The following is a 25732-nucleotide window of genomic DNA, read 5'->3' on the forward strand; positions in this document are numbered from 1 at the left end:
CTACTTCTCCTCCTTGAGCGTCACGAGGCGCTCCACGTACTTCGCGACGATGTCCACTTCGAGGTTGACGACGGTGCCGGGCTCGGCCCCGCCCAGGTTGGTCAGGTCGAGGGTGGTCGGGATCAGCGAGACCTCGAACCAGTGCTGCTCGTCGTCACCGGTCACACCCTGCCCGAGGGCCGAGACAGTCAGGGAGACCCCGTCGATGGTGATCGAGCCCTTCTCGACGACGTACCGGGCCAGATGCCGCGGCAGCGCGAGCCGCACGACGGTCCAGTGCTCGGATGGGCTGAGGCCGAGGACGTGGCCGGTGCCGTCGACGTGGCCCTGCACGATGTGCCCGCCGAGGCGGGAGTTCACGGCGGCGGCGCGCTCGAGATTGACCCGGTCGCCCGGGCCGAGCTTGCTCAGCGAGCTGCGGCGCAGCGATTCCTCCATGACGTCGGCCGTGAACGCCCCGCTCTCGACGGTCACGACCGTGAGGCAGACGCCGTTGACCGCGATCGAATCGCCGTGTTTCGCATCGGAGGTGACGAGGTCGCCCTGGACCGTGAACCGGGCCGCATCCGGGAGATCCTCGCGGGCGGTGATCACGCCCAGCTCTTCGACGATGCCGGTGAACATCCGCCGCTCCTGCCACTTCGGTCTCAGGGCGGCACGACGACGCGGGAACGCCCCGCGTAGTTCTCTTTCATCCGGACTATGACCGTCGGCTCCGGGATCGCACCGGAATCTGCTGACCCCCGCCTCGCGGTGGGGCGCTCGCGGGCTCGAACACCGGGATCGCCCGGAGTCCATCACCGCCGGTGGGGAATCGCACCCCGCCCTGAGAACTTCCACTTCCGAAGGTAGCACTCACCGGCTCCGGCCCCAAGTATTGGGCTCACGGCGAACGCAAGCTCAGCGCAACAGGGTGAGCAGCACGTCCTCGCCGAGCCGCTCCACGGACTCCAGGTGGAACCGGGTCGCGTCGGCGAGCGTCCCGACGCCAGGGATCGTGACCGCCGGCAGCCCCGCGCCGAGCAGCACGGGAGCGATGTAGGCCTGCACCCGATCGACGAGGCCCGCGGCGAAGAACGCGCCGAGCACCGTCGAACCGCCCTCGACCTGGACGTTCACGGCGTCGCCGGTGGCCTCGAGCGCGGCGTGCGGGTCGCGGCTGCGGACGTGCTGCGCTGCCCCGGGGCCGGTCAGTACCCTCGCGGCGGCGGGAAGGTCCCGCTTCCCGAGGACGATCCGGGTCGGCTGGTGCGGGTACGGCGCACCGTCGGGCGTGCGGGCCGTGAGCGCCGGATCGTCGGCGAGGACGGTGCCCGTGCCCACGATGATCGCGTCGAGCTTCGCACGCTCGGCGTGGGCCCGCTCCCGCGCGGCGGGCCCGGTGATCCACTGGCTGGTTCCGTCCGGGGCGGCGATCCGCCCATCGACGGTGGCCGCCAGCTTGACGGTGACCATCGGCCTGCCGTGCCGCTGCCGGAAGATCCACTCGGTGAGCGGCCACGGCTCGACGTCGAGGTGCTCCACGTCGACACCCGCAGCGCGGAGCGTGTGGGCGCCCCCGGCGGCGAGGGGGTTGGGGTCGGCCGCGGCGTACGCGACGCGAGCGATACCGGCCCTGATCAGCGCCTGCGTGCACGGGCCGGTGCGGCCGGTGTGGTCGCAGGGCTCGAGGGTGACGACGGCGGTGCCGCCGCGTGCCGCGTCGCCGGCCTGCGCCAGCGCCACGACCTCTGCGTGGGGCCCGCCCGCCGGGGCCGTGCGGCCCCGTCCGACGACGGTGCCGTCGGCCGCCAGGATCACGGCGCCCACCGGCGGGTTCGGCGTGCTGATCCCGCGGGCGGCCGTCGATTCCTCGACGGCCAGCGCGAGTGCGGCCTGCAGGTCCACCGTCAGACGCGCGGCACGGCCGCGGCCTGGGCGCGGAGCTTGCGGAGCGCCTCGGCCGGGTCGGCGGCGTTGTAGACGGCGGAGCCGGCCACGAAGCAGTCGACGCCCGCGGCGGCGGCCTGCTCGATGGTGTCGGCGTTGATGCCGCCGTCGATCTCGACGACCAGGCGCAGCTCGCCCGAGTCCACGAGCCTGCGGGCCGCGCGGGCCTTGTCGAGGACCTCCGCGATGAAGGACTGGCCGCCGAAGCCGGGCTCGACGCTCATCACCAGCAGCGTGTCGAAGTCCTTCAGGATCTCGATGTACGGGTCGAAGGCGGTGCCGGGCTTGATCGCCAGGCCCGCCTTGCCGCCCGCCGCGCGGATGTCCTTGGCGACGGCGACCGGGTCGTCGCTGGCCTCGGCGTGGAAGGTGACGTTGTACGCGCCCGCCTCCGCGTAGGGCGGCGCCCAGCGGGCGGGATCGTCGATCATCAGGTGGCAGTCGAGCGGGATCGACGTGGCCTTCAACAGACTCTCGACCACGGGCAGGCCCAGCGTGAGATTCGGCACGAAGTGGTTGTCCATCACGTCCACGTGCACCCAGTCGGCGCCCTCGGAGCCGCCCACGGCCTCGATCTCGGCACCGAGCCGGGAGAAGTCGGCGGACAGGATGGACGGCGCGATCATCGGCGAGGACATGCGCAGCATTGTATGTGGTCCGGTTCCGTCGACCGGTCGGTGCGCGCGGCGCGATGCGACGCGCGGTCGCTGAGCCTCATTGAATTCGATTGATCACTTTAGTAACATCGGCATCATTAGTCACACGGGTAACACTCGTGCCGCCGATTGTTGAGAGGTCGTCATGCGGATCGCACGCACCACCTTGACCACGTTCGTGGCCGTCGCCGCCGCCACGTTCCTCGCCGCGGGGCCCGCCCTCGCCGAACCCGCCGTCCCGGCCGTCCCCGTGACCCCCGCCGCGCCGGCTGCTCCCGCAGCGCCTGCAGCAGCGACTCCGGCTGCGGCTGCAGTTCCCGCCGCGGCTCCGGCTGCTGCGGCCCCCGCGGCAGCGCCAGCGGCTGCAGCTCCCGCGGCTGCCAACACCCCGCTCGTCTCGACCGCCAATGCGGTTCCCGCGTCGGCACAGCCCGCGCTCACCGAGCTCGCCAAGATCCCCGGCGTCCAGCAGATCCTCGCCACCGGGCAGCTGCCCACCACCGACGTCGCGACGCTGGTCAAGATGTTCGGCAGCGATCCGAATGCGCAGAAGCTGCTCGGTCAGCTCCTCGCCGGCCAGGCCGCGACGTCCACAACCACCGCGACCGACGCCAAGCCCGACGAGCCGCTGAAGTTCGCCGTCACCGGCGCGATCAACGACACCTTCACCAAGGACGGCGGCCAGAAGAAGTACGGCCAGCCGCTCGGCGTCGAGAAGGACGCGGCCGGAGGCAAGGTGCAGGAGTTCACCAACGGCACCATCTACTGGAACCCGAAGGTCAACGGCGGCAAGGCCGCCGGCGTCACCGGCGCGATCCGCGACCTCTACCTCAAGGAGGGCGGCCCCACCGGCAAGCTCGGCGCACCGCTCATGAGCGAGCTCTCCGTCGGCGGCCCCACTGCGGGCTCGGTCGCGGGTGCGTACAACGACTTCCAGAACGGCTCGATCGTGTGGTCGCCCGAGAACGGCGCCCATGTCGTCTCCGGCAAGATCAAGGACCAGTGGGTCAAGGGCGGCGGCGCCTTCGGCATGGGCTACCCGAAGGGCGACGCCAAGCCCGGCCCCGGCGGCGCGCTGACGCAGGAGTTCACCAAGGGCGGCGTCCTCAAGGCCTAGCCCTCCCCCCCAATTGAACACCGTTATGGAGAGCAAAACCGCAGGTCGGACTCTCCATAACGGTGTTCAATTCGTGGGGTAGGGATCCGATCGCAGAGCTGGTGCGTCCAATTGATGTGATGGGACGCAAGAGTGAGCTACTCCTCGGACGGACCGAGCACGCGGTGCGGGAAGAGTCCACGTCCGTCATCCGCGGCATTCGCCACGACGGCGGTTCGGCGCCGTCCGTCGACGACATTCGCGATGCGCTCGAGCTGGCCTACCCGGGGCTGGTCTTCGTCGGCTGGAGCGCGGCGACCCTGCACGGCATCGAGTACGCCGAGGGCCATCGGCCGGAGATCTGGCTGCCCTCGCAGGTGCGGCGGCAGGGAGTGGTCGTCCGGTGCGGTCGATTGCCGCCCGAGGACGTCGTCGCCGTCGAGGGGCGCGTCACGACCTCCGTGGTCCGCTCCGCCGTCGATCTGGCGCGATTCGCCGAGGGCGACGAGAAGATCGTGGGCGTCGACCAATTCATCCGAATCGACCGGCAGGGGCGTTCGCTCACGACCAAGCCGGCCATCCTCGGATACCTCGACACGCACCCGCGTCTGTACGGCGCGAACCGCGTCCGGGAGGTACTCGACGAGTCCAGCACCGGAGCGCACTCCCCCTGGGAGACCTACTCGCGGCTCGTCGTCCACCGGTCGGGCCTCGACTTCTTCCGCCCCCAGCAACCCGTGCCCGGCACCCCGTTCCACGTCGACCTGGGCTCGGCGCGGTACCGCGTCGCCATCGAATACGACGGCGGCTACCACCGCTCGAAGGAGCAACAGCGCATCGACATCGCCCGATGGAACGCCATCACCGATCAACGATGGACGATCATCCGCGTGACCTCCCCGATGCTGCTGAGCGGACGAGCGGCGTTCCTCGATCGCGTCGCCCGCGAGCTACGGGCGCGAGGCTGGCGCGGACCGTCGCCGACGGTCCCGCCCCTGAAGCTCCCCACGATCCACCGATTGAACACCGTTATGGAGGACGAAACCGCAGGTCAGATTCTCCATAACGGTGTTCAATTCGGTTAGAGCTTGCGGAGGGCCTGGAAGAACATGCCGTCGGTGCCGTGCAGGTGCGGCCACAATTGCACATGCGGGCCGTCGCCGAGGGGCAGGTCGGTGGCCGGGACCAGCGGGCGGGTGTCGATCCGCTCCAGTCCGGCGGTCGCGAGCAGTTCCTCGTCGCCGACGACGCCGAGGGTCTCGGCCACGTGCGGGGAACAGGTCGCGTAGAGCACCACGCCGCCCGGGCGGGTCAGCGCGGCGGCCCCCGTCAGCAGCTCGCGCTGCAGAACGGTGAGTTGCTCCACGTCGGCGGGCTGCTTGCGCCAGCGCGCCTCCGGGCGGCGGCGCAGCGCGCCGATGCCTGAACACGGCGCGTCCACGAGCACCCGGTCGTAGCCGGGTTCGAGGCCGGACGCGCGACCGTCGGCCACGTGCACGTCCACGGGGAGCCCCTTGACCGCCTTGCGGACCAGCTCGGCGCGGTGCTCGGCGGGTTCCACCGCGTCGACGCGCGCACCGTCGATCGCGGCGAGCGAGCCGAGCAGCGCGGCCTTGCCGCCCGGCCCGGCACACAGGTCGAGCCAGCGGCCACCGTCGGGACCCTCGAGCGGCGCCACCGCCGCGGCGCGGGCCACCAGCTGCGAGCCCTCGTCCTGCACGCCCGCGAGACCGTCCCGGACCGGTTCCAGCGCACCGGGATCGCCGCCGGGCAGGTACACCGCGTAGGGCGAGAGAACGCCGACCTCGCCCTCCACGATCAGAGCGAGTTCGTCGGCGGAGATCTCCCCGGGCCGCGCGACGAGGTGCACGGGCGGCCGGGCGTCGTCGGAGGCCAGTAGCGCCTGCAGCTGCCCCATCGACGTGATCCCGTTCGCGCGCAGCGACTCCCGGAACGCCTCCGCGATCCACCGCGGATGCGCGTACTGCATCGCCAGGTGCCCCAGCAGATCCTCCGCGGCAGGCGGCGCGACGCGCGTGACCCACGTGTCCTCATCGTCGCGGGACACCTTGCGCAGCACCGCGTTCGCGAACCCCGACGCGCCGCGCCCCGAGCTCTCCTTCACCGAGTCCACGGTCTCGGACACGGCCGCGTGCGCACCGACACGAGTACGCAACAGCTGGTAGACACCGAGCCGCAGGGCGTCCAGCACGGGGCCGTCGATATCGGAAACGGAACGCCCCGAGGCGTTCTCGATCACGGCGTCGAGCAGGCCCTGCGCCCGGCAGGCGCCGTACGTCAGCTCGGTCGCGAAGGCGGCGTCGCGTCCCTTGAGTCGGGCATCGCGCAGCAGCCCCGGCAGCACCAGGTTCGCGTAGGCGCCACGCTCCCGGACGGCGGCGAGGGTCTGCAGCGCGGCGCGGCGGGCGGGATCGGTCACTGGTCCACTCCGATGATCGTGCCGTCCTCGATGCGCGCTCCCCGCGCCCAGTCGGCGGCGGGCATGGGCTTCTTCCCCGGGGGCTGCACGCTACCCAGCCGCAGCGCGGCGGTCGCGGTGCCCACGAACACGGCCCGCTTGGTCACGCGCAGCTCACCGGGCGCCAGGCCCGCGGTCTCCCCGTCGACGGTGGCCGGGCCCAGCTTGAGCCGCGCATCGCCGAAGGGGACCCACGCGCCGGGCGCGTCGGTCATGGCCCGGATGTGCCGGTCCACGGCGCCGGCGGGACGGTCGAACCGCACCCGGGCACCGTCGACGGTGACCTTCGCGGCGTGCGAGACCCCGTCGGGGGACTGTGGCTGCGCCTGCAGCGCGTCCGCGCCCACCCCGTCGACGGTCCGCGTGAGCAACTCCGCGCCGTACTCCGCGAGGCGCGCGAGGAGCACCGTCGAGGTGTCGTCCGGGCGGATGCGCTCAGTGAGCACCCCGAAAACGGGGCCGGTGTCGAGGCCCTCCTCGATGCGGAAGGTGGACGCGCCGGTCAGCTCGTCCCCCGCTTCGAGCGCCGCCTGCACCGGCGCCGCGCCGCGCCATGCCGGGAGCAGCGAGAAGTGCAGATTGATCCAGCCGTGGGCGGGCACGTCGAGCAGGTCCGGCGGGATCATCCCGCCGTAGGCGACGACGGGGCAGCAGTCGGGGGCGAGCGCGACGATCGCGGCGCGCGCCTCGGGATCGCGCAGCGTCGCGGGGGTCAGGACGGGGATCCCCGCCTCGTCGGCGACCTGCCCGACCGGCGAGCGCCGGACGCCGCGGCCACGCCCGGAGCGGGCGTCGGGGCGGGTCAGCACGCCGACCACCTCGTGGTCCGAGTCGAGCAGGGCCCGCAGCGCCGGGACGGCGGGCTCCGGCGTGCCCGCGAACAGCAGCCGCATCAGGCGCGGCCTCCCGCCGCCCCGGCCGCGAGCGTCGCGGCGGGGTCGGTGAACCACGGCGAACTGCGGATGACCCGCATGACGGCCTTCCGCTCCTCGGGCTCGAGCCGGCTCAGGTAGAGCACGCCGTCGAGATGGTCCGTCTCGTGCTGGATGCAGCGCGCGAGGATCTCAGTGCCCTCGAGGACCACCGGGGCGCCGGTGACGTCGACCCCCTCGGCGATCACGTTCATGTGGCGCGTGCACTCCCCGCGGACCTCGGGGATCGACAGGCAGCCCTCGGCCGCCGTCTGCATCTCCTCACCGACGGCGCGCCAGACGGGGTTGACGATGTGCCCCTCACGGCCGCCGCAGCCGTAGACGAACACGCGCTTGCTCACCCCCACCTGGGGCGCTGCCAGCCCCGCACCGCTGTGGTGGTGCATCGTGTCGATCATGTCGTCCACCAACCGGGCGAGATCGGCGTCGAAGACCGTCACCTCGTCCGCAGGAGTACGCAGGACCGGGTCCGGATAGATGCGGATGGGGAGCACGCTCATCCCCCTATTATCCAGCCCGGATCGCGCCACGGGTGCGCGGCCCGGAGGCCACACGAACGCGCCCGCGCTAGGACTTGAGGCAGGGTTGCCTTAGGATTCGGCTCGGAAACGCCACAGAACCGCCCCGCCGGGCGAGAGAGGGTCGACGTGCAGTTCGCGCGCGCCCGGCGGCCGCTGATCGGCGCCGCCGTATGCCTTTCCGTGCTGATCGGCACGGGTTGCACCCCCGTCCACGAGGGGGGGCCGGGTGCCCCGTCGTCCACCGCTCCGGCGGCACCGTCGATCACGTACCCGCCGGTGAACCCCGCGTCGCTCGTCGGCAAGTTCCCCGTCACGCAACCTCAGCGCATCGTCTACACGGTGCCGGACGGCGTGTCGGATCCCGAGCAGAACTACGGCGAGCTGTACCTGCCCACTAACCCGGCGATTCAGCAGAACCCCTCCGGCGGCCCGCTCAGCGCCCACACCACGATCGAGCTGCCCGCGCAGATCCCCGTCGTGGTGCTGCTGCACGGCGGCGGCTGGCGCACCCCGTCGGCGGCGTCGTCGATGTCGGAGATGGCGCGCTCGCTCGTCTCGCACGGCGTGGCGGTCTGGAACGTCGAGTACCGCCGGATCGGCGCGGGCGGCGGCTACCCGACGACCCTCACCGACACGGCAGCGGCCATCGACTTCCTGCAGACCGTCAAGGCACTGAACGCCCCGAACCTCGACCTGAACGACGTCGTCGTCGCCGGACACTCCGCGGGCGGCCAGCTCGCGGTGTGGGCCGCGGCGCGGTCCATCCTGACGCCCGGCGCCATGGGCAGCGTGCCCGCGGTGACGCCCGCGGCGGTAGTGTCCATGGGCGGCGTCCTCGACATGCGCCGCGCAGTGGCTGACGGCAACGTCAACACCAGGCTGTTCCTAGGTCTGCCCGAAGAGTTCCCGCAGCAGTTCGCGGTGGCCGACCCGATCCAGAACATCAACCCGAAGGTGCCTGTGACCTGCTACAACGGCACCGCGGACCGCATCGTCCGGCCGGCCGGGTGTGAAGGCTTCATCACCACCCTCGCCGCCAAGGGCGGCCGCGGCACCGCCGTGCTGCTCCCCGGCGCGGGCCACAACGTCTACCTGCCCTCGCAGTCCCAGAACCGCTACTGGCCCGTGGTGCAGAAGTCGATCCTGGGCTACACCGATGAATTCCGCCCACGCGGGGGCAAATAGACTGTCCGGGCGATTGTCCGACACTTCGGACAACGAGCGAGAAGGGACGTGTGATGGCGCACGCTGAAACGACCTTGGACGAGCTGTACAGCGAAGTGCTGCGTCGGAATCCAGGCGAGACCGAGTTCCACCAGGCTGCGAAAGAGGTCCTCGAGAGCCTCGCGCCGGTGGTCACGAAGCACCCCGAGTACGTCGACGCGGCCGTCATCCGCCGACTCTGCGAGCCGGAACGCCAGGTCATCTTCCGGGTCCCGTGGCAGGACGACAACGGCAACGTCCAGCTCAACCGCGGCTTCCGCGTCGAGTTCAACTCGGCGCTGGGCCCGTACAAGGGCGGCCTGCGGTTCCACCCGTCGGTGTACCTCGGCATCGTCAAGTTCCTCGGCTTCGAGCAGATCTTCAAGAACTCGCTGACGGGCCTGCCCATCGGCGGCGGCAAGGGCGGCTCGGACTTCGATCCGAAGGGGCTCAGCGACGGCGAGATCATGCGCTTCTGCCAGTCGTTCATGACCGAGCTGTACCGGCACATCGGCGAGTACACCGATGTGCCCGCCGGTGACATCGGCGTGGGCGGCCGGGAGATCGGCTACCTGTTCGGCCAGTACAAGCGGATCACCAACCGCTACGAGTCGGGCGTGCTCACCGGCAAGGGGCTGACCTGGGGTGGCTCGCAGGTGCGCACCGAGGCGACCGGCTACGGCGCGGTCTTCTTCCTCGACGAGATGCTCAAGACCCGTGGCCAGTCCTTCGAGGGCAAACGCGTCGTGGTGTCGGGCTCCGGCAACGTGGCCGTGTACGCCACCGAGAAGGTCGAGCAGCTCGGCGGCACCGTCGTGGCCTGCTCCGACTCCTCGGGCTACGTGGTGGACGAGAAGGGCATCGACCTCTCGCTGCTCAAGGACGTCAAGGAGCGCCGCCGTGAGCGGATCGACGTCTACGCGGCCGAGCGCGGCGCGATCTTCGTGCCGGGCGGTTCGGTCTGGGACGTGCCCTGCGACATCGCGCTCCCCTGCGCCACGCAGAACGAACTCGACGGCGACGCCGCCGACCGGCTGATCAAGAACGGCACGTCGTACGTGGCCGAGGGCGCCAACATGCCGTGCACCCCGGACGCCGTGCGACTGTTCTCCGATGCCGGCGTGGCCTTCGCGCCGGGCAAGGCCGCCAATGCCGGCGGCGTGGCGACCAGCGCGTTGGAGATGCAGCAGAACGCCTCGCGCGACTCGTGGTCCTTCGACTACACCGAGGACCGCCTCGCGCACATCATGCGCGGCATCCACGACCGCTGCCTCGAGACCGCCGACGAGTACGGCTCCCCCGGCGACTACGTCACCGGCGCCAACATCGCCGGCTTCATCCGTGTCGCGGACGCCATGCTCGCGATGGGCGTCGTCTAGACCCGCACCGGACGGTGCCATCGGCGGTGCCATCGGCGGCACGTCCCGACGGTCGTGGGCCCTACCCGACGGTGCCGTCGCCGGGCCCCGGCGCGCCGGCACCGTCGGCCTCGTCGAAGACGAGCCAGGTGCGGGTGGCGCGCACCCCGCCGAGTGCCTGCAACCCGACGAGCACGACGTCGCGGAGGGCGGCGTTGTCCGGGGTCCGGACCAGGACGAGCACATCGAAGTCGCCGCCCACCAGCGCGAAGTGCTCCACATAGGGCAGTTCGCGCAGGTGCGCGGCGACCTGCTTCCACCCGTCCTGCCGGATCGAGAGACCGATGTACGCGGACGTCCCGAGACCGGCCCGGCCGTGGTCGATGCGGGCGCCGTAGCCGCGGATCACCCCCTCGCGTTCGAGGCGTTCGACCCGCACGTAGGCGTTGGCGCGGGAGACGTGCACGCGCTCCGCGAGGGCGCGCATGGAGATCCGCCCGTCCTCGGCGAGGACGTGCAGGATGCGCCGGTCGTACTCGTCCAACCGGGGCTCCGGGGAACCGTCCGCCATCCGTCCAACTCCGTCCCGCTCGCCGACACTCCCACGGACATATGGTCCGATCTCGTGATCAATCTACGACGATCGTCTCGCGATGGCTGACGTCGGTGAGAACTCCGTCCATCGGTGAGACCCTCGTCACAGGCCGAGAACGGAGGACGATGTGACCACCACCGATGTCGCGGGCGAGCCGAGGTACCGGAAGTTCCTTCCGGCGGACACGCCCGTCCAGTACCTCGACGAGGCGGGCGCACTCACCGACTCGCACGCGCGCTATCCCCACCCCGACGACGAGCGCATGGTCGAGATGTACCGGCGGATGGTCCTCGGGCGGCGGTTCGATGCGCAGGCCACGGCGCTGACCAAGCAGGGCCGCCTCGCGGTGTACCCGTCCTCGCACGGGCAGGACGCCTGCCAGATCGCGGCGGCCATGTGCCTGCGGCCCACCGACTGGCTGTTCCCGACCTACCGCGATTCCGTGGCGCTGACCGCCCGCGGCGTGGACCCCGTCGAGGTCCTGACGCTTCTCGCGGGTGATTGGCACTGCGGCTACGACCCCGCGGCGCTGCGCACGGCGCCGCAGTGCACCCCGCTCGCGACGCAACTGCTGCACGCGGCGGGCGTGGCGCACGGCGAGCACCTGCGCGGCACCGACACGATCGCCCTCGCGCTCTGCGGCGACGGTGGCACCAGCGAGGGCGACTTCCACGAGGCCCTCAACTTCGCGGCCGTGTTCCACGCACCGGTGGTGTTCCTGGTGCAGAACAACGGCTTCGCGATCAGCGTTCCGCTCTCGCGGCAGACCGCCGCACCGAGCCTGGCGCACAAGGGCGTCGGGTACGGCATCGGCTCCGAGCAGGTCGACGGGAACGACCCGATCGCGATGCTCGGCGTGATGCAGGAGGCCGCGCACTTCGTCCGCTCGGGCAACGGGCCCGTCATCGTGGAGGCCCACACGTACCGGATCGACGCGCACACCAACGCCGACGACGCGACCCGCTACCGCACGACCGCGGAGGTCGAGGAGTGGGTCCGCCGCGACCCGATCACCCGGCTGGAGACCCATCTGCGGGCGCGGGGCCGCATCGACGACGCCCTCGTCGCCGCGGTCGCCGACGAGGCCGAGGCCGCCGCCGCGGACCTGCGGGAGCGGATGAACGCGGACCGCCCCGTCGATCCCGCGGACCTGTTCCGGCACGTGTACGCCGAGCCCACACCCCAACTGCGGGAGCAGCAGGCACTCGTCGAGGCGGAGCTCGCCGCCGCAGCAGCTTCCCGGGAGGACTGAACCATGCCGCGTCACACCATGGCCCAGGCGCTCAACACCGCCCTGCGGGACGCGCTCGCCGCCGATCCGAACGTGGTCGTGTTCGGCGAGGACGTGGGCACGCTGGGCGGCGTCTTCCGCGTCACCGACGGTCTGACCCGCGAGTTCGGCGCCGACCGCTGCTTCGACACCCCGCTCGCCGAGTCGGGGATCATCGGCTTCGCCGTCGGCATGACCATGGCGGGGTTCAAACCGGTGGTCGAGATGCAGTTCGACGCCTTCGCCTATCCCGCCTTCGAACAGATCGTCTCCCACGTCGCCAAGCTGCGCAATCGGACTCGCGGCGCGCTGGCCGTGCCGATGGTGATCCGCGTGCCCTACGCGGGCGGCATCGGCGGCGTCGAGCACCACTGCGATTCCAGCGAGGCCTACTACGTCCACACGCCCGGGCTGAAGGTGGCCGCGCCCGCGACGGTCGGCGACGCCTACACGCTGCTGCGGCGGGCGATCGACGATCCGGATCCCGTCGTCTTCCTCGAGCCCAAGCGGCTCTACTTCGCCTCGGAGGACACCGATCTCACGATCGGCGAGCCGCTGGGCAGGGCGGAGGTGCGGCGGGCCGGGACCGACGCGACGCTCATCTCCTACGGCCCGTCGGTCGGGGTCGCTCTCGACGCCGCGAAGGCGGCCGCCGAGGACGGGCGCTCACTCGAGGTGATCGATCTGCGCACCCTCGTGCCCTTCGACGACGCGACCGTGGCCGCCTCGGTCCGGCGGACGGGCCGGTGCGTTGTGGTGCAGGAGGCGCAGGGATTCGCCGGCGTCGGCGCCGAGATCGCGGCCCGCGTGCAGGAGCGGTGCTTCCATCACCTGCACGCCCCCGTGCTCCGCGTGAGCGGACTCGACATCCCCTATCCCCCGCCGAAGCTCGAGCGCCTGCATCTGCCCGGTGTGGACCGGATCCTGGATACCGTGGACCGGCTGCAGTGGGACGATCAGGTGGATCCCCGCTGGACGGTGTCCGCATGAGCGAGAAGGTGTTCCTGCTCCCCGACCTCGGCGAGGGACTGACCGAGGCCGAGATCCTGTCCTGGCGGGTCGCCGTGGGCGACACCGTGACCGTCGACCAGGTGGTCGTCGAGGTGGAGACCGCCAAGGCGGCGGTCGAGGTGCCGGTCCCCTACGCGGGCACCGTCGTAGCGCTGCACGGCGGACCCGGCGACGTCCTGCGCGTCGGCGAGCCGCTCATCGCCGTCGGCGACGGCACGGAGAGCTCCGGAACCCCCGCGCGCACACCCGACGTCCCGAGCACCGACGGTGCCTCCGGCAACGTCCTCATCGGGTACGGCACGAGCGCGGACGAGCCCGTCCGGCGGCGACGCGTCGCGCCCACCGGCCGTACCGTCTCGGCATCGCCGCGCCCGGCGGCTACGCCCGCCCCGGCACCGTCGACGCCCTCGGCCGTGCGGGTCATCTCCCCCGTCGTGCGCGCCCTGGCTCGCGAGCACGGAATCGACCTGGCGACGGTGCGCGCGACGGGCGTGGGCGGCGTGATCCGGCGCGCGGACGTCGACGCGGCCCTCGCCGAGCGGGAGGCACCGGCGACCACGGCAGCGTCGACGCCCGGTACCCGCAGCGACGTCCACATCCCGCTCAACGGCATCCGGAAGGCCGTGGCGGACAAGTTGAGCACGAGCCGCCGCGAGATCCCCGACGCCACCACGTGGGTCGACGTCGACGCCACCGAGCTGCTGGCCGCGCGGGCGGCGATGAATGCGGCGCTGCCCGAGGCGGACCGGGTGAGCCTGCTGGCGCTGCTCGCCCGCCTCACAGTGGCGGCGCTGCGCCGCTACCCGCAGCTCAACGCATCCGTCGATCTCGGGCGCCGGCGGATCGTCCAGTACGGTCGTGTGCACCTCGGGATCGCCGCGCAGACCCCGCGCGGACTGGTGGTGCCGGTGCTCGCCGACGCGGACACCCTGACCACGGTCGAACTCGCACAGCGGCTCTCGGAGACCACGGCGCTCGCCCGCGACGGGAAGCTGCCGCCGGGCCGACTCACCGGCGGCACCTTCACTCTCAACAACTACGGCGTGTTCGGCGTCGACGGCTCCACGCCGATCATCAACCACCCCGAGGCGGCGATCCTCGGGATCGGCCGGATCATCGACCGGCCGTGGGTGATCGGCGGCGAGGTCGCCGTGCGCAAGGTGGCACAGGTGTCGCTGTCCTTCGATCACCGCGTGTGCGACGGCGGCGAGGCCGGCGGTTTCCTGCGACTGTTCGCGGACTACGTGGAGGACCCGGTCAGAGCACTGGCCCACCTCTGAGCCGGGCCGCGGCGCTCAGTCCACCCGCACGAGTGCCCACGTGTACCGGCCGGGAACGGCCTCGGCGTAGCCCACCCGGTACAGCCCGGCGCGCCCGCGGAGGTCGACGGCCACCCTCGCGGTGAACGCCGATCCCCGGCGTTCCCAGGAGATCTCGGTGGACGGCGAGTCGTCGTCGGCGATCGGGACCCAGCGGTCACCGTCGCGCCGTTCGACGCGCGCGTAGCTGTCCGGGATCACGCGGTTCGGGTGCGGGCAGTCGAAGTCGACGGTGAGCCGCCCGCCCGGCTCCGGCGTGCGCACGGCCGCCACCCGGATCGGGCGGGGTCGACTGAGCACCGTCGAGCCCGACGGTGACCCGAACCGCCCGGCGCGCTGCCGCGCCGGGGGCGTGCAGGGCTCGCTGGGCCGGCCGGCTGCGAGGTCCGCGGCGAGCCGGGACGCCGTCTCGCTCACGGCGGCCAGCTGATTGCGACCGAACACGGTGGCCCCGGCCTCGTAACGCTGAGCGTCGTACTCCTCCGGCGTCGTCAGGTAGTGGCCGTACCCGTTCGCGTAGCCCTGGACCAGCACGTCGCCCGCGTCGATCCCGGCCGCCGCGGCGACCGCGTCCCGCAGCCGCGCGCCCGCCGTGACCGTGACCTCCATGGGCAGGCACAGCAGGTGCAGCTCACCCAGCCGGATCAGCTGCACCGGCAGGCATTCCTGCACCCAGCCCACCGCGCCGACCGGCAGCAGCATCTCCTTCGGCGCCTGCTGGGCCGCGAGGACGGGGTCTCGCCGGTACAGCGCCCGGCTGATCGCGCCGACCCGGTTGCCCAGGCCCTGCTGGAAGACGGTCGCGCCCAGCCCGTCGGAGGTGCCTGCGGCGAAGGCGGCGCCGAGGACGGCACGCCCCGTCGGACCCGAGACGGTGTGCGCGGCACCGAAGTCGACGTAGGTGAGCCGGTGGTCGACGATCGGCGCCAGCGACCGGCCCGGCCCCGCGGCCAGGGCGCGGGCCGCCTCGAGCTGGCGGCGGGCGATCTCCGCGGTGTTGTCTCGCTCGTCGTCGGTGGGCCCGTGTCCGGCACTGCCACCGAGGTTCGGCGACATGTCGCCGGCATTGGTCTGGGCGAACGCGCTCACGAAGTCCGGCACGCGATCGCGCTCCCGCGCCTCCCACGCCGACGCCGCCCGGCCCTTGTTGTCGGAACTGATCAGGCGGTTGCCGTTGCCCATGGAGGTGCAGTGCACCGCGAACCAGTCGATCGCCGCACGGAGTTCACCGTCGCGCTCGATGCGCAGCAGGGTCACCGCGGGGTCGATGCGCCCGGGAAGCCGGTCTCGGTCGGGGTTGCGGTCGAAGGAGCTCGCGCTGCGGTTGACGGAGGCGTCGTGCAGCTCGCCGCGCGCGAGCGAGAGGTCCGCGGGCGCGAGCGCGGCCTCGGCGTCGAGGACGGCCCGGACCACGCCGTCGACGAGCCGGTGGAAGGTCCGGCGATGGTGCCCGAGGGTCGTGATGTTGTAGAGCCGGTGCCGGCCGTGACCGCCGGGGCCGCAGTGCGTGTGCGTCGCCGTGAGCACGACGTTCTCGGCGGACAGCCGGCCTCCGGTCGCGGTGGCGAGCCGGTCGGTGATCTCGTCGACCGCCGCCTGGAAGAACATGCCGATGTCCGCGACGACGAAGGCCACCCGATGCGAGGAGGTCGCGACGACGAAGGCGCGGGCCCACTGCCGGGTGAGCAGGCCCCGTCCGCGCTGCCCCGGCATCCCGTACCCCATCAGGCCCACGCCCCACGGCTCGCCCGTGATGTCCGTCTTCGCCCAGCCCGCACGCAGCCCCGCTCCGCTCATGCCCACGAGGTTAGTGCCCGGCCTGCGGCGGATCGCCGTCCGGCGTAGCGTGGCCGGAGCGATGAAGGAACGGTCGCCTCAGCCGCGAACGACATCAGGACATCGATATGCGCATTCTCGCAGCCATCCTCGCCACCATGGCCATCTCCGTCGCCGGCACCGGACTCGCCGCCGCGGAGGACGACGGGGCCTCGACACCCACCGCGACCATCGAGACCGGGGACTCCCCGCGCGAGGTCGGCACCGCTCCCGAGGGTGCCGCCGATCCGGCGGAGCCCACGGCCCCGCCCGAATCCGCCTCCGAGCCGATCGAACCCACTGCCGCACCCGAGGGCGCGGGCGAGCCGCGGTCGGACCCCGAGACCGTGACCGCCGAGGAGGCCATCGCCGCGTTCACCGAGGACGGGGCGGAGTAGCGCCCTGGCCCGGGTCAGTCCTCGAGCTCGGGCGGGACGGTCCGCGCGAGCCGGGCGTCCGGCTCCCGCCCGGACATCCGCAGTGCCCCGAACAGCACCTTCCCGAGCGTGATCAGGCCCGACGGACTGCGCAGGTTCAGCCCGCCGATCAGTTGCCGGAGGATCGTCAGCTGGTCGAAGTAGATCCGCTCGGCGACGAGGTTCTCCTCCTCGTCGAAGACGAAGTACGCGGTCATCCGCGTGCGGTGCCGCGCGCCGGTGGGCGGGATCGCGCCGAGCGGCCCGCGCTGGGTGCCGAGCAGCCAGAACTCGACGATGACCGCGTCCACGCTGTGCCGCAGCGCGATCAGCTCGTGATCCTGATCGGGGAACGCGATGCGGGTGTCGGCGTAGTAGTCCCGCACCTCCTCGTCGCCGTCGTGCACCGTCATCTGCGCGACGAGCTCGTAGTGCGGGTGTGGGAAGGTCGACAGCGTGGCGTCCCAGTCCTGGCGCACCTCGTCGTGGAAGTGGTCGAGCACGAGCTTCTCGCGCGCTCGGAGCACGGACGCGGGCGGCATCACGAAGCGGGAGCTGTGGGCGATCATGCCCATCATCTTACCCACACCGTGGATTAAATAGACATCGCAAACATGAGGAATGATGTCCTCATGAGCACACCGCCGCCGCCCCGTCGCGGGCGTCCCGCCCTGGGCGCGCCGCGGCTGACCCGCGACGTGATCGTGCGCATCGCGCTCGGGCAGATCGACGAGCACGGCATCGCGGCCACCGGCATGCGCTCCGTCGCCAAGCAACTGGGCGTCGACCCGAAGAGCCTCTACAACCACGTCCGCGACAAGGAGGACCTGATGGACGCGGTCGCGGACGCGATCCTCACCTCGATCGACGCGCACGTCCCGACCGGTGACCTCGACGCCGACCTCGCGGGCATCGCGTACGCCTTCCGCGCAGCGGCACTCGCGCATCCCCGGGCGGCACCGCTCGTCCTCACGAGACCGCCCCACACCCTCGCCGCCTTCGCGCCCGCGGAGTCGATCCTCCACGTCCTCCTGACCGCGGGCTTCGGGCCCGGCGAGGCGGTGCACATGATGCGCAGCCTGCTGGCGCTCCTCATCGGAACCCTGCAGCGCGAGCTGGAGACGGGCACCGACTACGACGAGGCCGCGATCGCCTCGCGCGAGGCGGCGTTCGGCGGGAGCGGCTGGCCCGCCGTCCAGGCCGTCGCGGGCGACCTCGCCCGGTTCGACCCCGAGGCCGAGTTCGAGTACATGATCGCGCTCTCGATCGGCGCGGTGCGCGGCCGCATGCCCGAGGCGCGCTGAGCGCCGTCGTCCGCCGACCGCTCACGCCGGGACCGCGCCTATCCGATCCGCAGCGGATCGATCTGGATCCGCACGGGATCACCCTCACGGCGCAGGCTCCGGCCCACCTGGGCCAAGAACAACGCCCGCGCGAGCGCACGCCCGTCCCGCCTCGCGACCCGGACCAGGAGCCGCCGCGGCGGCGGACCGTCGTCGGGGGCGCCCGGGACCCGGACGCCGGGCGGTAGGTCGACGGGGCCGAGCACCTCGGCACCGTCGGGTAGAGCGGCCGCCTCCGCGAGGGCGAGGACGTCGGCCTCGGCACCGTCGAGCACTGCGAGGTGCGTCGCGGGCGGGAACCCCACATCGGCCCGCTCGGCGAGCTCCGATGCGGCGAAACCCGCGGCGTCCCAACGGATCAGCGCCTGCACAGCGGGGATGCCCGCGTCCGCGCCGCACACCACCGTGCCGTCCTCGGCGACCAGCGCCGTGGCGTTCATCCACCGGCGCAGCGTCTCCTCCCCGGCCCGCAGGTCGGCCCGGCCCAGCAGCAGCCAGCCGTCGAGCAGGAGCGCCGCCCCGTAGCCGCCCTCCACCACGGGCTCGGCGCCCGGCGTGGCCACCACGATCCGACGGTCCGCCGTCGTCTCCGTCAGCACGGACTCCCCGCCCGAGGTCGCCACGACCACCCCCGGGAAGGCGCGCCCCAGCTCCTCGGCGGTCCGCATCGCACCCACGATCACCGCCCGCATCGTGGTGCCGCCGCACGCCGGGCACCGGTACGCGGCATCGGCCTGCGCGCACCACCGGCAGCGGAGCGTCCCGCCGGACGCCTGCTCGAGCGGACCGTGGCACCGTCGACACCGGGCGGGCGTCCGACACCGATCACACGACAGCGCGGGCGCGTAGCCCCGACGGGGCACCTGCACCAGTACCGGACGGTCGGCGTCCAGCGCCGTGCGCGCTGCGGCGAACGCGGCCGCGGGCAGCCGCGCGGAGCGGGCCAGCGGGTCGCGCGCCAGGGCGACGTCGGAGTCCGCCACGCCCACGATGCGCGGTGAGCGTTGCCGAACCAGCTCGCGCGGCGCCGTGATCTCCGCGGCCCACCCCGCGTCCACCAGCGCCTGCGACTCCGGGGTCCGGGCGAAACCGCCGATCACCAACGCCGCACTCTCCTGGTGCGCGCGCAGCGCGAGCACCTCGCGGGTGTGCGGATAGGGCGCGCGGGGCTCGATCAGCGACTCGTCGCCGTCGTCCCACAGCGCGATCAGGCCCAGGTCCGGCAGGGGCGCGAAGGCGGCGCTGCGCGTGCCGATCACCACCCGGGTGCGGCCGAGCCGCGCGAGGAGCCAGCGCCGGTACCGCGCCGACGGCCCCAGCCCCGCCGCCAGCACCGCGGGGGCCAGGTGGACGCACGCCGCCGCCAGGCGGTCAAGGTCGGTCTGGTCGGGAACGATCAGCAGGGCCGTGCGGCCCGCGGCCACGACGGTCGCCGTGAGCTCGGCGAGCCGCGCCGCCCAATCCTCGCCGGGCAGCGCCTGCCAGATCGCACGCGGCGATCTGCCGCCGACCGCCGCCGCGGCGAACTGCGCGCCGTGGGTGTACTCGGCGAGCGCACCGTCCGGCGCCACGGGTCGCACGGATTCGACGACGTCCTGCTCCAGGAGCGTCTTCTCGACGCGGGCGTGCCGGGGCGGGATCGCGAGCCGCAGCACGTCGGCGCGGGTGCCGGCGTATCGCGCGGCGACCTCCGTGACCAGCCGCAGCACCGCCGGCGTCAGCACCGGCAGCGGCGAGACGACCCGGTCCAGCGTGGCGAGCCTGCCCTCGTGCTCGGTGCGCGGAAGCCGCTCGAGCAGGTAGCCGTCGACGAGTCGGCCGGAGAAGCGCACGCGGACGCGGACCCCCGGCTGCGCCGTCTCGGCGAGCTCGGGCGGGACCAGATAGTCGAACTCCCGATCGAGGTGACTGACCTGCAGGAGGGGCAGCACCCGAGCGATCGGGAGTTCGACGGCGGCCTGAGCCGCCTCGGCGGGGCCGAGTCCGCTCACGCCGGCGGGCTCTGTCAGAGGCCCGCCGCGGTGCGCAGCGCGTCCACCCGGTCGGTGTGCTCCCACGGCAGGTCGATGTCGGTGCGGCCGAAGTGCCCGTACGCCGCCGTCGGCGCGTAGATCGGGCGCATCAGGTCCAGCTCGTTGATGATCGCGCGCGGGCGCAGGTCGAACACCTCGGTGATCGCCTGCTGGATCTTGGCCGGGTCGATCTTCTCGGTGCCGAAGGTCTCGACGAACAGGCCGACCGGGGCGGCCTTGCCGATCGCGTACGCCACCTGGACCTCGATCCGCTCCGCGAGCTCAGCGGCGACGGCGTTCTTCGCCACCCACCGCATCGCGTACGCGGCCGACCGGTCCACCTTCGACGGATCCTTGCCGGAGAACGCGCCGCCGCCGTGACGGGCCATGCCGCCGTAGGTGTCGACGATGATCTTGCGGCCGGTCAGGCCCGCATCGCCCATGGGGCCGCCGAGCACGAACTTGCCGGTGGGGTTCACCAGCAGCCGCACGTCCGAGGTGTCCAGGCTCGGCAGGTTCAACTCGGCGATCACCGAATCGAGCACGTGGCCGCGCAGGTCCGGGGTCAGCATCGCGTCGATGTCGATGTCGGCCGCGTGCTGGCTGGAGATGACGACGGTGTCGAGTCGCACCGGCTGCTCGCCCGCGTACTCGATGGTGACCTGGGTCTTGCCGTCGGGCCGCAGGTAGGGAAGCGTGCCGTTCTTGCGGACCTCGGTCAGCCGGCGCGAGAGGCGGTGCGCCAGCGAGATCGGGAGCGGCATCAGCTCGGGCGTGTCCGAGCACGCGTAGCCGAACATCAGGCCCTGATCGCCCGCGCCCTGCGCGTCGATCTCGTCCACGGCGCCGTCGACGCGGTGCTCGTAGGCGCGGTCGACGCCCTGCGCGATCTCGGGGCTCTGCGCGCCGATCGCGATGTTCACGCCGCAGGAGTTGCCGTCGAAGCCCTTGGCCGAGCTGTCGTACCCGATCTCCAGCACCTTGTCGCGCACGATGTGCGGGATGTCCGCGTACGCCGAGGTGGTGACCTCGCCCGCGACGTGCACCTGACCGGTGGTCACCAGGGTCTCGACGGCGACGCGCGACGCCGGGTCCTCCGCGAGCAGCGCGTCGAGGATCGAGTCCGAGATCGCGTCACAGATCTTGTCCGGGTGCCCCTCGGTGACCGACTCGCTGGTGAACAGGCGATGGGCGGAATTGGCGAATCCGGAAGCCACTGTCGAAGGTCCTCTCGATGGAGTTTGCGATGTCAGAAGAAATCTAGCGGGCGGGGCCCAACCGGGCGGACGCCGCATCCAGTATGCGCGCGGCCATGGCGGACTTCGATCCGAGCGGCAGCGCGCTCTCGCCGCCGTCCGCGCCCAGGAGCCAACCGGAGTTCTCGTCGACCTCGAACGCCCGACCGTCGCCCACCGCGTTGAGGACCAGGAGGTCGCATCCCTTGCGCTGCAGCTTGGCCCGGCCGTAGTCCAGAACCGTGCCGCCGGCGTCGCCCGTCTCGGCCGCGAATCCGACGATGACCGCGTCGGCCCGCAGCCCGCCGTCACGCCGCGCGGCGACCAGCCCGGCGAGCACGTCCGGGTTTTCGACCATCGTGATCGATTCGAGCGCCTCGCTCTTGCCGTCCGCGCCCTTCTTGAGCTTCGTGGTGGCGACCTCGGCGGGGCGGTAGTCCGCGACCGCGGCGGCCATGATCACGAGGTCGGCTGCGGCGGCGTGCTCGGCCATCGCGGACTGCAGGTCGAGTGCCGAGGCGATGCGCACCACCTCGACCGCGGGCGGATCCGCCAGGCCGATGGTGTTGCCCGCGACGAGGACGACCCGGGCGCCGCGCTGTGCCGCGAGCCGGGCCAGCGCATAGCCCTGCTTGCCCGAGCTGCGGTTGGTGAGGTAGCGGACCGGGTCGAGCGCCTCCTTGGTGCCGCCGGCGGAGACGACGACCTTCCGGCCCTCGAGGTCGCGGTTCAGCGCGCCCGGGTGCTCCAACAGGACGTCGGCGAGGGCGCCGATCTCGTCGGGCTCGGGCAGCCGGCCGGCGCCGGTGTCCTTCCCGGTGAGCCGGCCGGAGGCCGGCTCGATCACGACGGCACCGCGCTCGCGCAGGGTCGCGACATTGGCCCGGGTGGCGGGGTGCTCCCACATCTCGGTGTGCATCGCAGGAGCGAAGACGACCGGGCAACGGGCGGTGAGGAGGGTGCCGGTCAGCAGGTCGTCGGCGCGGCCCTGGGCGGCGCGCGCCATCAGGTCGGCGGTCGCCGGGGCGATCACGACGAGGTCGGCCGACTGCCCGAGGCGCACGTGCGGCACCTCGGGGATCGACTCGAAGACCCCCGTCTGGACGGGGTTACCCGACAACGCCTCGAAGGTCGCGGCACCGACGAACTTGAGCGCAGACTCGGTGGGGATCACCCGCACCTCGTGCCCGCGTTCGGTGAAATGCCGGACCAGAGCGCACGCCTTGTAGGCAGCGATGCCGCCGCCGACGCCGACGATGATCATGGGCGCGTCAGCTCACTCGCCCTCGGTGTGCTCCAGGAGATCCTCGTGGATCTCGCGCATGGCGATCGACAGCGGCTTCTCGTGCAGGCCCGGCTCGACGAGCGGGCCGACGTACTCGAGGATGCCGTCCGACAGGCTGTTGTAGTAGTCGTTGATCTGACGCGCGCGCTTGGCCGCGTAGATCACCAGGGCGTACTTCGAGGAGGTGCGCTCGAGCAGCTCGTCGATCGGCGGGTTGGTGATGCCGAGCGGCTGGTCGTACACGGTCTCAGTGGTGGTGCTCACGCGTCTCCTACGTTACGGATCTTCACGAAATTCGCTTCTCTGGCCAGTCTACGCGCGGGGCGATTCGGGGCCGACCAGTAAGGATACCAAGTCACCCACCGCTCGGTCCAAGTCGTCGTTGACGACGACGGCGTCGTAGTCGTCGCGGGTGGCCATCTCGGCCCTCGCGGTCTCGAGCCGGCGTGCGATCTTCTCGGCACTCTCGGTGCCCCGTCCGCGCAGCCGGCGCTCCAGCTCGTCCCAGCTGGGCGGGCTCAGGAACACGGTCCGCGCCTCGGGCAACGCCGCCTTCACGCTGGCCGCGCCCGCGAGGTCGACCTCGACGAGAACGGGACGTCCGGCGTCGAGGGCCTCGTACACGGGGCCCGCCGGGGTACCGGACCGCTGCAGGCCGCCGTGGATCTCCGCCCACTCGAGCAGGTCGCCGTCGGCGATCAGACGGTCGAAACCGTGGTCGCCGACGAAGTGGTAGTCCCGGCCGTCCACCTCACCGGGGCGCGGATCGCGCGTGGTGGCGGACACCGAGAAGAACAGGTCGGGCACCTCACTGCGGAGCCTGCCGACCACCGATGACTTACCGACGGCGGAGGGGCCGACCAGTACAACCAGTCGACCCCTCCGGCCTGCGGGAACTACTCCGGACACTGATGTGTCAGGCGGAGAACTTCTCGAGCAGCGCCTTGCGCTGCCGGTCGCCCAGACCGCGCACACGGCGCGTGGGGGCGATCTCCAGCTCGGTCATCAGCTCCTGCGCCTTGACCTTGCCCACCTTGGGCAGGGCCTCGAGCAGGGCCGAGACCTTCATCTTGCCGATGACCTCGTCGGCCTCCGCGTCCTTCAGCACCTGCTGCAGGGTGGTGGTGCCACTCTTGAGCCGGTTCTTCAGCTCTGCGCGGGCACGGCGAGCGGCAGCTGCCTTCTCCAGAGCAGCGGCACGCTGCTCGTCGGTCAACTGGGGAAGGGCCACGATTCCTCCGTCTTCGATGTACGTACGTCTTTGCCGCGTACTTGCGACTCCTGCGACGGTACCCACGTTTCGCTCACCATGGGAACCCCACCCCCCTCTCACCTGCGGTTTGGCAGTGATGTAGGCGGCACGCGACGGCGGCGGCGAGAACACCACCCGATCACCAGTGTTGCAATCGAGAACCGTTGCCCCGCAATGCTTTCAGATCGGTAGGACCGTACCGACCGCAATATTTCGATGTGACGGGTGAAACTCATGTGACCTGCGAAAATACCTGCACTTCCCGGCGTGCCCGGGCGTGTCGGACGGTTCCCGGTCACCCCGTCGACGATGCCGCGCCCGGGCGGACCCGGCGGACCGTCCGCTCGCCGAGGCGCACGACGGGCTCGACCACGCGAGCGATGATCGGCCCCAGCACCGCCATGATCAGTACGTACGTGGTGGCGAGCGCCGCCAGCCGTCCGTCGACGGCACCGGCGGAGACGGCCAAGCCGGCGATGACGATCGAGAACTCGCCGCGGGCGACGAGTGCGGCACCCGCGCGGGCCCGGCCCATGCGCCGGACCCCGATGCGGCCGGCGGCCCACCATCCCGTGGCGATCTTCGTCACGGTGGTGACCACCGCGAGCAGTACGGCCCACCCCAGCACGGGTGGGATCGACCGCGGATCGGTGTTCAGGCCGAAGACCACGAAGAAGAGCGCCGCGAACAGGTCCCGCAGCGGCTCCAGCAGCCGCGTCGCCTCGTGCGCGATCGAGCCCGAGATCGCGATGCCGAGGAGGAACGCCCCCACGGCCGCGGACACCTGCAGCGCGGACGCGACACCGGCCACCAGGAGCGCCGCGCCGATCAGCCCCAGAAGGAAGACCTCGCGGTCCTCGCTGTAGACCAGCGCGGACACCCGGTGCCCGTAGCGCACCGCCGAGATCAGCACGACCCCCACGACCACCACCGCGATCGTCACCGCCTCCACCTCGCCCACGAGACCGAGGCCGGCCAGGATCGCCGTCAGGATCGGCAGGTACACCGCCATCGCCAGATCCTCGAACACGAGAACCGACAGCACCACCGGCGTCTCGCGGTTGCCCAACCGCCCGAGATCGCTGAGCACCTTGGCCGCGATGCCCGACGACGAGATGTAGGTGACACCGGCCAGGACCAGCGCCCCCGTCGGCCCCCAGCCGAGGACGAGCGCCACGATCGCGCCCGGGGTCGCGTTGAGCACGATGTCGAGCACACCGGCCAGCCAGGACTGTCGCATCCCGGTGATCAGCTCGGTGGCGGTGTACTCCAGCCCGAGCATCAGGAGCAGGAGGACCACGCCGATCTCTCCGGCGACGTGGCTGAAGTCGGAAGCCTCCCCCAGCGGGATCACTCCGCCGACGCCGAAGGCGAGGCCGCCGATCAGGTAGAGCGGGATGGGCGAGATCCCGAACCGGCTCGCGGCGCGGCCCAGGAACCCGAGGGCGAAGAAGATCGCGCCGAGCTCGATCAGGGCGACCGTGTTCTCGTCGAGGTGGAGGGTCACCCGTTCGTCAGGATCTGCGCGGCGGCCTCGATGCCCTGCGTGGTGCCGACCACGACCAGTAGGTCCCCCGCGGTGAACACGAACTCCGGCCCGGGCGAGGGCTGCACCTCACCGGCGCGCATCACCGCGACGAGCGAGACCTTCGTCCGCGTCCGCATCTGGGTCTCCCCCAGGGTCCGCCCGTCGTAGGGCGAGCCGGCGAGGATCGGCAGCTGTCGGGTGTTGATGCCCTCGAGCTCGCGCTGCTCCGCGCGCAGCTGATTGACCAGCTGCGGCGCACCCAGAAGGTTGGCGAGGACACTCGCCTCCTCACCGGTCAGTGGGACCTGGGCCGCACAGGCGTCCGGATCGTCGCGTTCCGACAGGAACAGTTCGACGGTGCCGTCGCGGTGCGCCACGACCCCCACCCGCCTGCCGGTGGTCAGCTCGAAGTCCTTACGCACTCCGATGCCCGGCAGCGGTGTCACATCGACGTTCACGGATCCGACCATAGACCCG

Annotated in this window: 26 protein-coding genes and 1 riboswitch; of the genes, 9 read left to right on the top strand and 17 right to left on the bottom strand. The window is 71.9% G+C overall.

All coding sequences use genetic code 11. From position 1 onward, the window contains the following. The 3 genes from AXK61_RS20075 to rpe form a co-directional block, all read right to left on the bottom strand. Complete coding sequence (locus tag AXK61_RS20075; protein WP_068746840.1) at nucleotides 1–624, bottom strand: riboflavin synthase; 624 nt, start codon at nucleotides 622–624, stop codon at nucleotides 1–3. Between the two features lie 55 nt (nucleotides 625–679). Next, nucleotides 680–838: riboswitch (FMN riboswitch) on the bottom strand. 62 nt (nucleotides 839–900) lie between these two features. Further along, nucleotides 901–1887 carry a bifunctional diaminohydroxyphosphoribosylaminopyrimidine deaminase/5-amino-6-(5-phosphoribosylamino)uracil reductase RibD gene (gene ribD / locus AXK61_RS20080; RefSeq protein WP_068746841.1) on the bottom strand — a complete coding sequence of 329 codons (987 nt, stop codon included), beginning with the start codon at nucleotides 1885–1887 and terminating at the stop codon, nucleotides 901–903. A 2-nt stretch (nucleotides 1888–1889) separates the two neighbouring features. Continuing rightward, nucleotides 1890–2567: a ribulose-phosphate 3-epimerase gene (gene rpe, locus AXK61_RS20085; RefSeq protein WP_068569873.1), complete on the bottom strand. Its 678-nt coding sequence runs from the start codon at nucleotides 2565–2567 to the stop codon at nucleotides 1890–1892. Nucleotides 2568–2730: 163 nt separating this feature from the next. On the opposite strand from rpe, the gene AXK61_RS25925 reads away from it, so the two are divergent. Beyond that, entirely contained in the window at nucleotides 2731–3702 is a 972-nt protein-coding gene (locus AXK61_RS25925; protein ID WP_068569122.1) for an LGFP repeat-containing protein, read from the top strand. A 119-nt stretch (nucleotides 3703–3821) separates the two neighbouring features. Beyond that, a complete protein-coding gene (locus tag AXK61_RS20095; protein ID WP_068569123.1) occupies nucleotides 3822–4766 on the top strand; it encodes an endonuclease domain-containing protein in 945 nt (314 codons plus the stop codon). Here AXK61_RS20095 and AXK61_RS20100 read toward each other — a convergent pair. From AXK61_RS20100 to def, 3 genes are read right to left on the bottom strand one after another with little or no spacing between them, the layout of a single operon-like run. Next, nucleotides 4763–6172, bottom strand: coding sequence for an RsmB/NOP family class I SAM-dependent RNA methyltransferase (locus AXK61_RS20100; protein ID WP_414930015.1), 1410 nt, complete (start codon nucleotides 6170–6172; stop codon nucleotides 4763–4765). The genes AXK61_RS20095 and AXK61_RS20100 overlap by 4 nt on opposite strands. Next, nucleotides 6118–7053 carry a methionyl-tRNA formyltransferase gene (locus AXK61_RS20105; protein WP_068569874.1) on the bottom strand — a complete coding sequence of 312 codons (936 nt, stop codon included), beginning with the start codon at nucleotides 7051–7053 and terminating at the stop codon, nucleotides 6118–6120. The genes AXK61_RS20100 and AXK61_RS20105 overlap by 55 nt, the downstream gene beginning before the upstream one ends. Then, the gene (def, locus tag AXK61_RS20110) at nucleotides 7053–7592 is read right to left on the bottom strand and encodes a peptide deformylase (RefSeq protein ID WP_068569125.1); all 540 of its coding nucleotides are present in this window, start codon (nucleotides 7590–7592) and stop codon (nucleotides 7053–7055) included. The genes AXK61_RS20105 and def overlap by 1 nt, the downstream gene beginning before the upstream one ends. Before the next feature lie 147 nt (nucleotides 7593–7739). Here def and AXK61_RS20115 point away from each other — a divergent pair, with 147 nt between their 5' ends. Both AXK61_RS20115 and gdhA read left to right on the top strand, forming a co-directional pair. Then, a complete protein-coding gene (locus tag AXK61_RS20115) occupies nucleotides 7740–8798 on the top strand; it encodes an alpha/beta hydrolase family protein (RefSeq protein ID WP_068746842.1) in 1059 nt (352 codons plus the stop codon). Nucleotides 8799–8851: 53 nt separating this feature from the next. Beyond that, on the top strand, nucleotides 8852–10195 hold the full coding sequence (gdhA, locus tag AXK61_RS20120) for an NADP-specific glutamate dehydrogenase (RefSeq protein WP_068746843.1): 1344 nt from the start codon (nucleotides 8852–8854) through the stop codon (nucleotides 10193–10195). Nucleotides 10196–10256: 61 nt separating this feature from the next. On the opposite strand, the gene AXK61_RS20125 is transcribed toward gdhA, so the two are convergent. After that, nucleotides 10257–10745 carry an Lrp/AsnC family transcriptional regulator gene (locus tag AXK61_RS20125; RefSeq protein WP_068569128.1) on the bottom strand — a complete coding sequence of 163 codons (489 nt, stop codon included), beginning with the start codon at nucleotides 10743–10745 and terminating at the stop codon, nucleotides 10257–10259. 151 nt (nucleotides 10746–10896) lie between these two features. Here AXK61_RS20125 and pdhA point away from each other — a divergent pair, with 151 nt between their 5' ends. The 3 genes from pdhA to AXK61_RS20140 are packed head-to-tail and all read left to right on the top strand — an operon-like array spanning nucleotide 10897 to nucleotide 14330. Next, the gene (gene pdhA, locus AXK61_RS20130) at nucleotides 10897–12021 is read left to right on the top strand and encodes a pyruvate dehydrogenase (acetyl-transferring) E1 component subunit alpha (RefSeq protein ID WP_068569129.1); all 1125 of its coding nucleotides are present in this window, start codon (nucleotides 10897–10899) and stop codon (nucleotides 12019–12021) included. Nucleotides 12022–12024: 3 nt separating this feature from the next. Beyond that, nucleotides 12025–13029, top strand: a complete 1005-nt coding sequence (locus AXK61_RS20135) for an alpha-ketoacid dehydrogenase subunit beta (RefSeq protein ID WP_068569130.1) — start codon at nucleotides 12025–12027, stop codon at nucleotides 13027–13029. Beyond that, nucleotides 13026–14330, top strand: coding sequence for a dihydrolipoamide acetyltransferase family protein (locus AXK61_RS20140; protein WP_068746844.1), 1305 nt, complete (start codon nucleotides 13026–13028; stop codon nucleotides 14328–14330). The genes AXK61_RS20135 and AXK61_RS20140 overlap by 4 nt, the downstream gene beginning before the upstream one ends. A 15-nt stretch (nucleotides 14331–14345) precedes the next feature. On the opposite strand, the gene AXK61_RS20145 is transcribed toward AXK61_RS20140, so the two are convergent. Further along, nucleotides 14346–16166 (bottom strand): neutral/alkaline non-lysosomal ceramidase N-terminal domain-containing protein, encoded by a 1821-nt coding sequence (locus AXK61_RS20145; RefSeq protein ID WP_068746845.1) that lies wholly within the window; start codon nucleotides 16164–16166, stop codon nucleotides 14346–14348. Between the two features lie 107 nt (nucleotides 16167–16273). Between AXK61_RS20145 and AXK61_RS20150 the strand changes: the two genes are divergently transcribed. Then, a complete protein-coding gene (locus tag AXK61_RS20150; RefSeq protein ID WP_068746846.1) occupies nucleotides 16274–16582 on the top strand; it encodes a hypothetical protein in 309 nt (102 codons plus the stop codon). 14 nt (nucleotides 16583–16596) lie between these two features. Here the strand turns inward: AXK61_RS20150 and AXK61_RS20155 are convergent, their stop codons facing one another. After that, nucleotides 16597–17169 (bottom strand): ester cyclase, encoded by a 573-nt coding sequence (locus AXK61_RS20155; protein ID WP_068746907.1) that lies wholly within the window; start codon nucleotides 17167–17169, stop codon nucleotides 16597–16599. Between the two features lie 63 nt (nucleotides 17170–17232). Here AXK61_RS20155 and AXK61_RS20160 point away from each other — a divergent pair, with 63 nt between their 5' ends. Then, the gene (locus AXK61_RS20160; protein WP_156485768.1) at nucleotides 17233–17904 is read left to right on the top strand and encodes a TetR/AcrR family transcriptional regulator; all 672 of its coding nucleotides are present in this window, start codon (nucleotides 17233–17235) and stop codon (nucleotides 17902–17904) included. Between the two features lie 38 nt (nucleotides 17905–17942). Here AXK61_RS20160 and AXK61_RS20165 read toward each other — a convergent pair whose 3' ends face one another. The 8 genes from AXK61_RS20165 to AXK61_RS20200 form a co-directional block, all read right to left on the bottom strand. Beyond that, nucleotides 17943–19934: a primosomal protein N' gene (locus AXK61_RS20165; RefSeq protein WP_231855617.1), complete on the bottom strand. Its 1992-nt coding sequence runs from the start codon at nucleotides 19932–19934 to the stop codon at nucleotides 17943–17945. 14 nt (nucleotides 19935–19948) lie between these two features. Further along, the gene (metK, locus tag AXK61_RS20170) at nucleotides 19949–21172 is read right to left on the bottom strand and encodes a methionine adenosyltransferase (RefSeq protein WP_068746848.1); all 1224 of its coding nucleotides are present in this window, start codon (nucleotides 21170–21172) and stop codon (nucleotides 19949–19951) included. Nucleotides 21173–21215: 43 nt separating this feature from the next. Beyond that, nucleotides 21216–22454, bottom strand: coding sequence for a bifunctional phosphopantothenoylcysteine decarboxylase/phosphopantothenate--cysteine ligase CoaBC (coaBC, locus tag AXK61_RS20175; RefSeq protein ID WP_068746849.1), 1239 nt, complete (start codon nucleotides 22452–22454; stop codon nucleotides 21216–21218). A gap of 12 nt (nucleotides 22455–22466) precedes the next feature. After that, on the bottom strand, nucleotides 22467–22739 hold the full coding sequence (gene rpoZ, locus AXK61_RS20180; protein ID WP_068520856.1) for a DNA-directed RNA polymerase subunit omega: 273 nt from the start codon (nucleotides 22737–22739) through the stop codon (nucleotides 22467–22469). Nucleotides 22740–22787: 48 nt separating this feature from the next. After that, nucleotides 22788–23384 carry a guanylate kinase gene (gene gmk / locus AXK61_RS20185; RefSeq protein WP_082777724.1) on the bottom strand — a complete coding sequence of 199 codons (597 nt, stop codon included), beginning with the start codon at nucleotides 23382–23384 and terminating at the stop codon, nucleotides 22788–22790. Between the two features lie 7 nt (nucleotides 23385–23391). Continuing rightward, on the bottom strand, nucleotides 23392–23706 hold the full coding sequence (gene mihF, locus AXK61_RS20190; RefSeq protein ID WP_068569137.1) for an integration host factor, actinobacterial type: 315 nt from the start codon (nucleotides 23704–23706) through the stop codon (nucleotides 23392–23394). A 316-nt stretch (nucleotides 23707–24022) separates the two neighbouring features. Then, nucleotides 24023–25234 carry a cation:proton antiporter gene (locus AXK61_RS20195; protein WP_068746850.1) on the bottom strand — a complete coding sequence of 404 codons (1212 nt, stop codon included), beginning with the start codon at nucleotides 25232–25234 and terminating at the stop codon, nucleotides 24023–24025. Next, nucleotides 25231–25713: a cation:proton antiporter regulatory subunit gene (locus AXK61_RS20200; RefSeq protein WP_068569878.1), complete on the bottom strand. Its 483-nt coding sequence runs from the start codon at nucleotides 25711–25713 to the stop codon at nucleotides 25231–25233. The genes AXK61_RS20195 and AXK61_RS20200 overlap by 4 nt, the downstream gene beginning before the upstream one ends. Between the last annotated feature and the right edge of the window lie 19 nt (nucleotides 25714–25732).

Source organism: Tsukamurella pseudospumae (assembly GCF_001575205.1).
GTDB classification, from domain to species: Bacteria; Actinomycetota; Actinomycetes; order Mycobacteriales; family Mycobacteriaceae; genus Tsukamurella; species Tsukamurella pseudospumae.

Excerpts from the sequence above, each read along its gene's own strand:
- AXK61_RS20150 (WP_068746846.1), top strand. The coding sequence starts at position 16,274 with ATGCGCATTCTCGCAGCCATCCTCGCCACCATGGCCATCTCCGTCGCC.
- AXK61_RS20125 (WP_068569128.1), bottom strand. The coding sequence starts at position 10,745 with ATGGCGGACGGTTCCCCGGAGCCCCGGTTGGACGAGTACGACCGGCGC.
- coaBC (WP_068746849.1), bottom strand. The coding sequence starts at position 22,454 with ATGATCATCGTCGGCGTCGGCGGCGGCATCGCTGCCTACAAGGCGTGC.
- AXK61_RS20105 (WP_068569874.1), bottom strand. The coding sequence starts at position 7,053 with ATGCGGCTGCTGTTCGCGGGCACGCCGGAGCCCGCCGTCCCGGCGCTG.
- AXK61_RS20160 (WP_156485768.1), top strand. The coding sequence starts at position 17,233 with ATGAGCACACCGCCGCCGCCCCGTCGCGGGCGTCCCGCCCTGGGCGCG.
- AXK61_RS25925 (WP_068569122.1), top strand. The coding sequence starts at position 2,731 with ATGCGGATCGCACGCACCACCTTGACCACGTTCGTGGCCGTCGCCGCC.
- AXK61_RS20075 (WP_068746840.1), bottom strand. The coding sequence starts at position 624 with ATGTTCACCGGCATCGTCGAAGAGCTGGGCGTGATCACCGCCCGCGAG.
- AXK61_RS20135 (WP_068569130.1), top strand. The coding sequence starts at position 12,025 with ATGCCGCGTCACACCATGGCCCAGGCGCTCAACACCGCCCTGCGGGAC.
- AXK61_RS20140 (WP_068746844.1), top strand. The coding sequence starts at position 13,026 with ATGAGCGAGAAGGTGTTCCTGCTCCCCGACCTCGGCGAGGGACTGACC.
- rpe (WP_068569873.1), bottom strand. The coding sequence starts at position 2,567 with ATGTCCTCGCCGATGATCGCGCCGTCCATCCTGTCCGCCGACTTCTCC.
- AXK61_RS20155 (WP_068746907.1), bottom strand. The coding sequence starts at position 17,169 with ATGATCGCCCACAGCTCCCGCTTCGTGATGCCGCCCGCGTCCGTGCTC.
- def (WP_068569125.1), bottom strand. The coding sequence starts at position 7,592 with ATGAGCGTGCTCCCCATCCGCATCTATCCGGACCCGGTCCTGCGTACT.
- gdhA (WP_068746843.1), top strand. The coding sequence starts at position 8,852 with ATGGCGCACGCTGAAACGACCTTGGACGAGCTGTACAGCGAAGTGCTG.
- AXK61_RS20145 (WP_068746845.1), bottom strand. The coding sequence starts at position 16,166 with ATGAGCGGAGCGGGGCTGCGTGCGGGCTGGGCGAAGACGGACATCACG.
- AXK61_RS20095 (WP_068569123.1), top strand. The coding sequence starts at position 3,822 with ATGGGACGCAAGAGTGAGCTACTCCTCGGACGGACCGAGCACGCGGTG.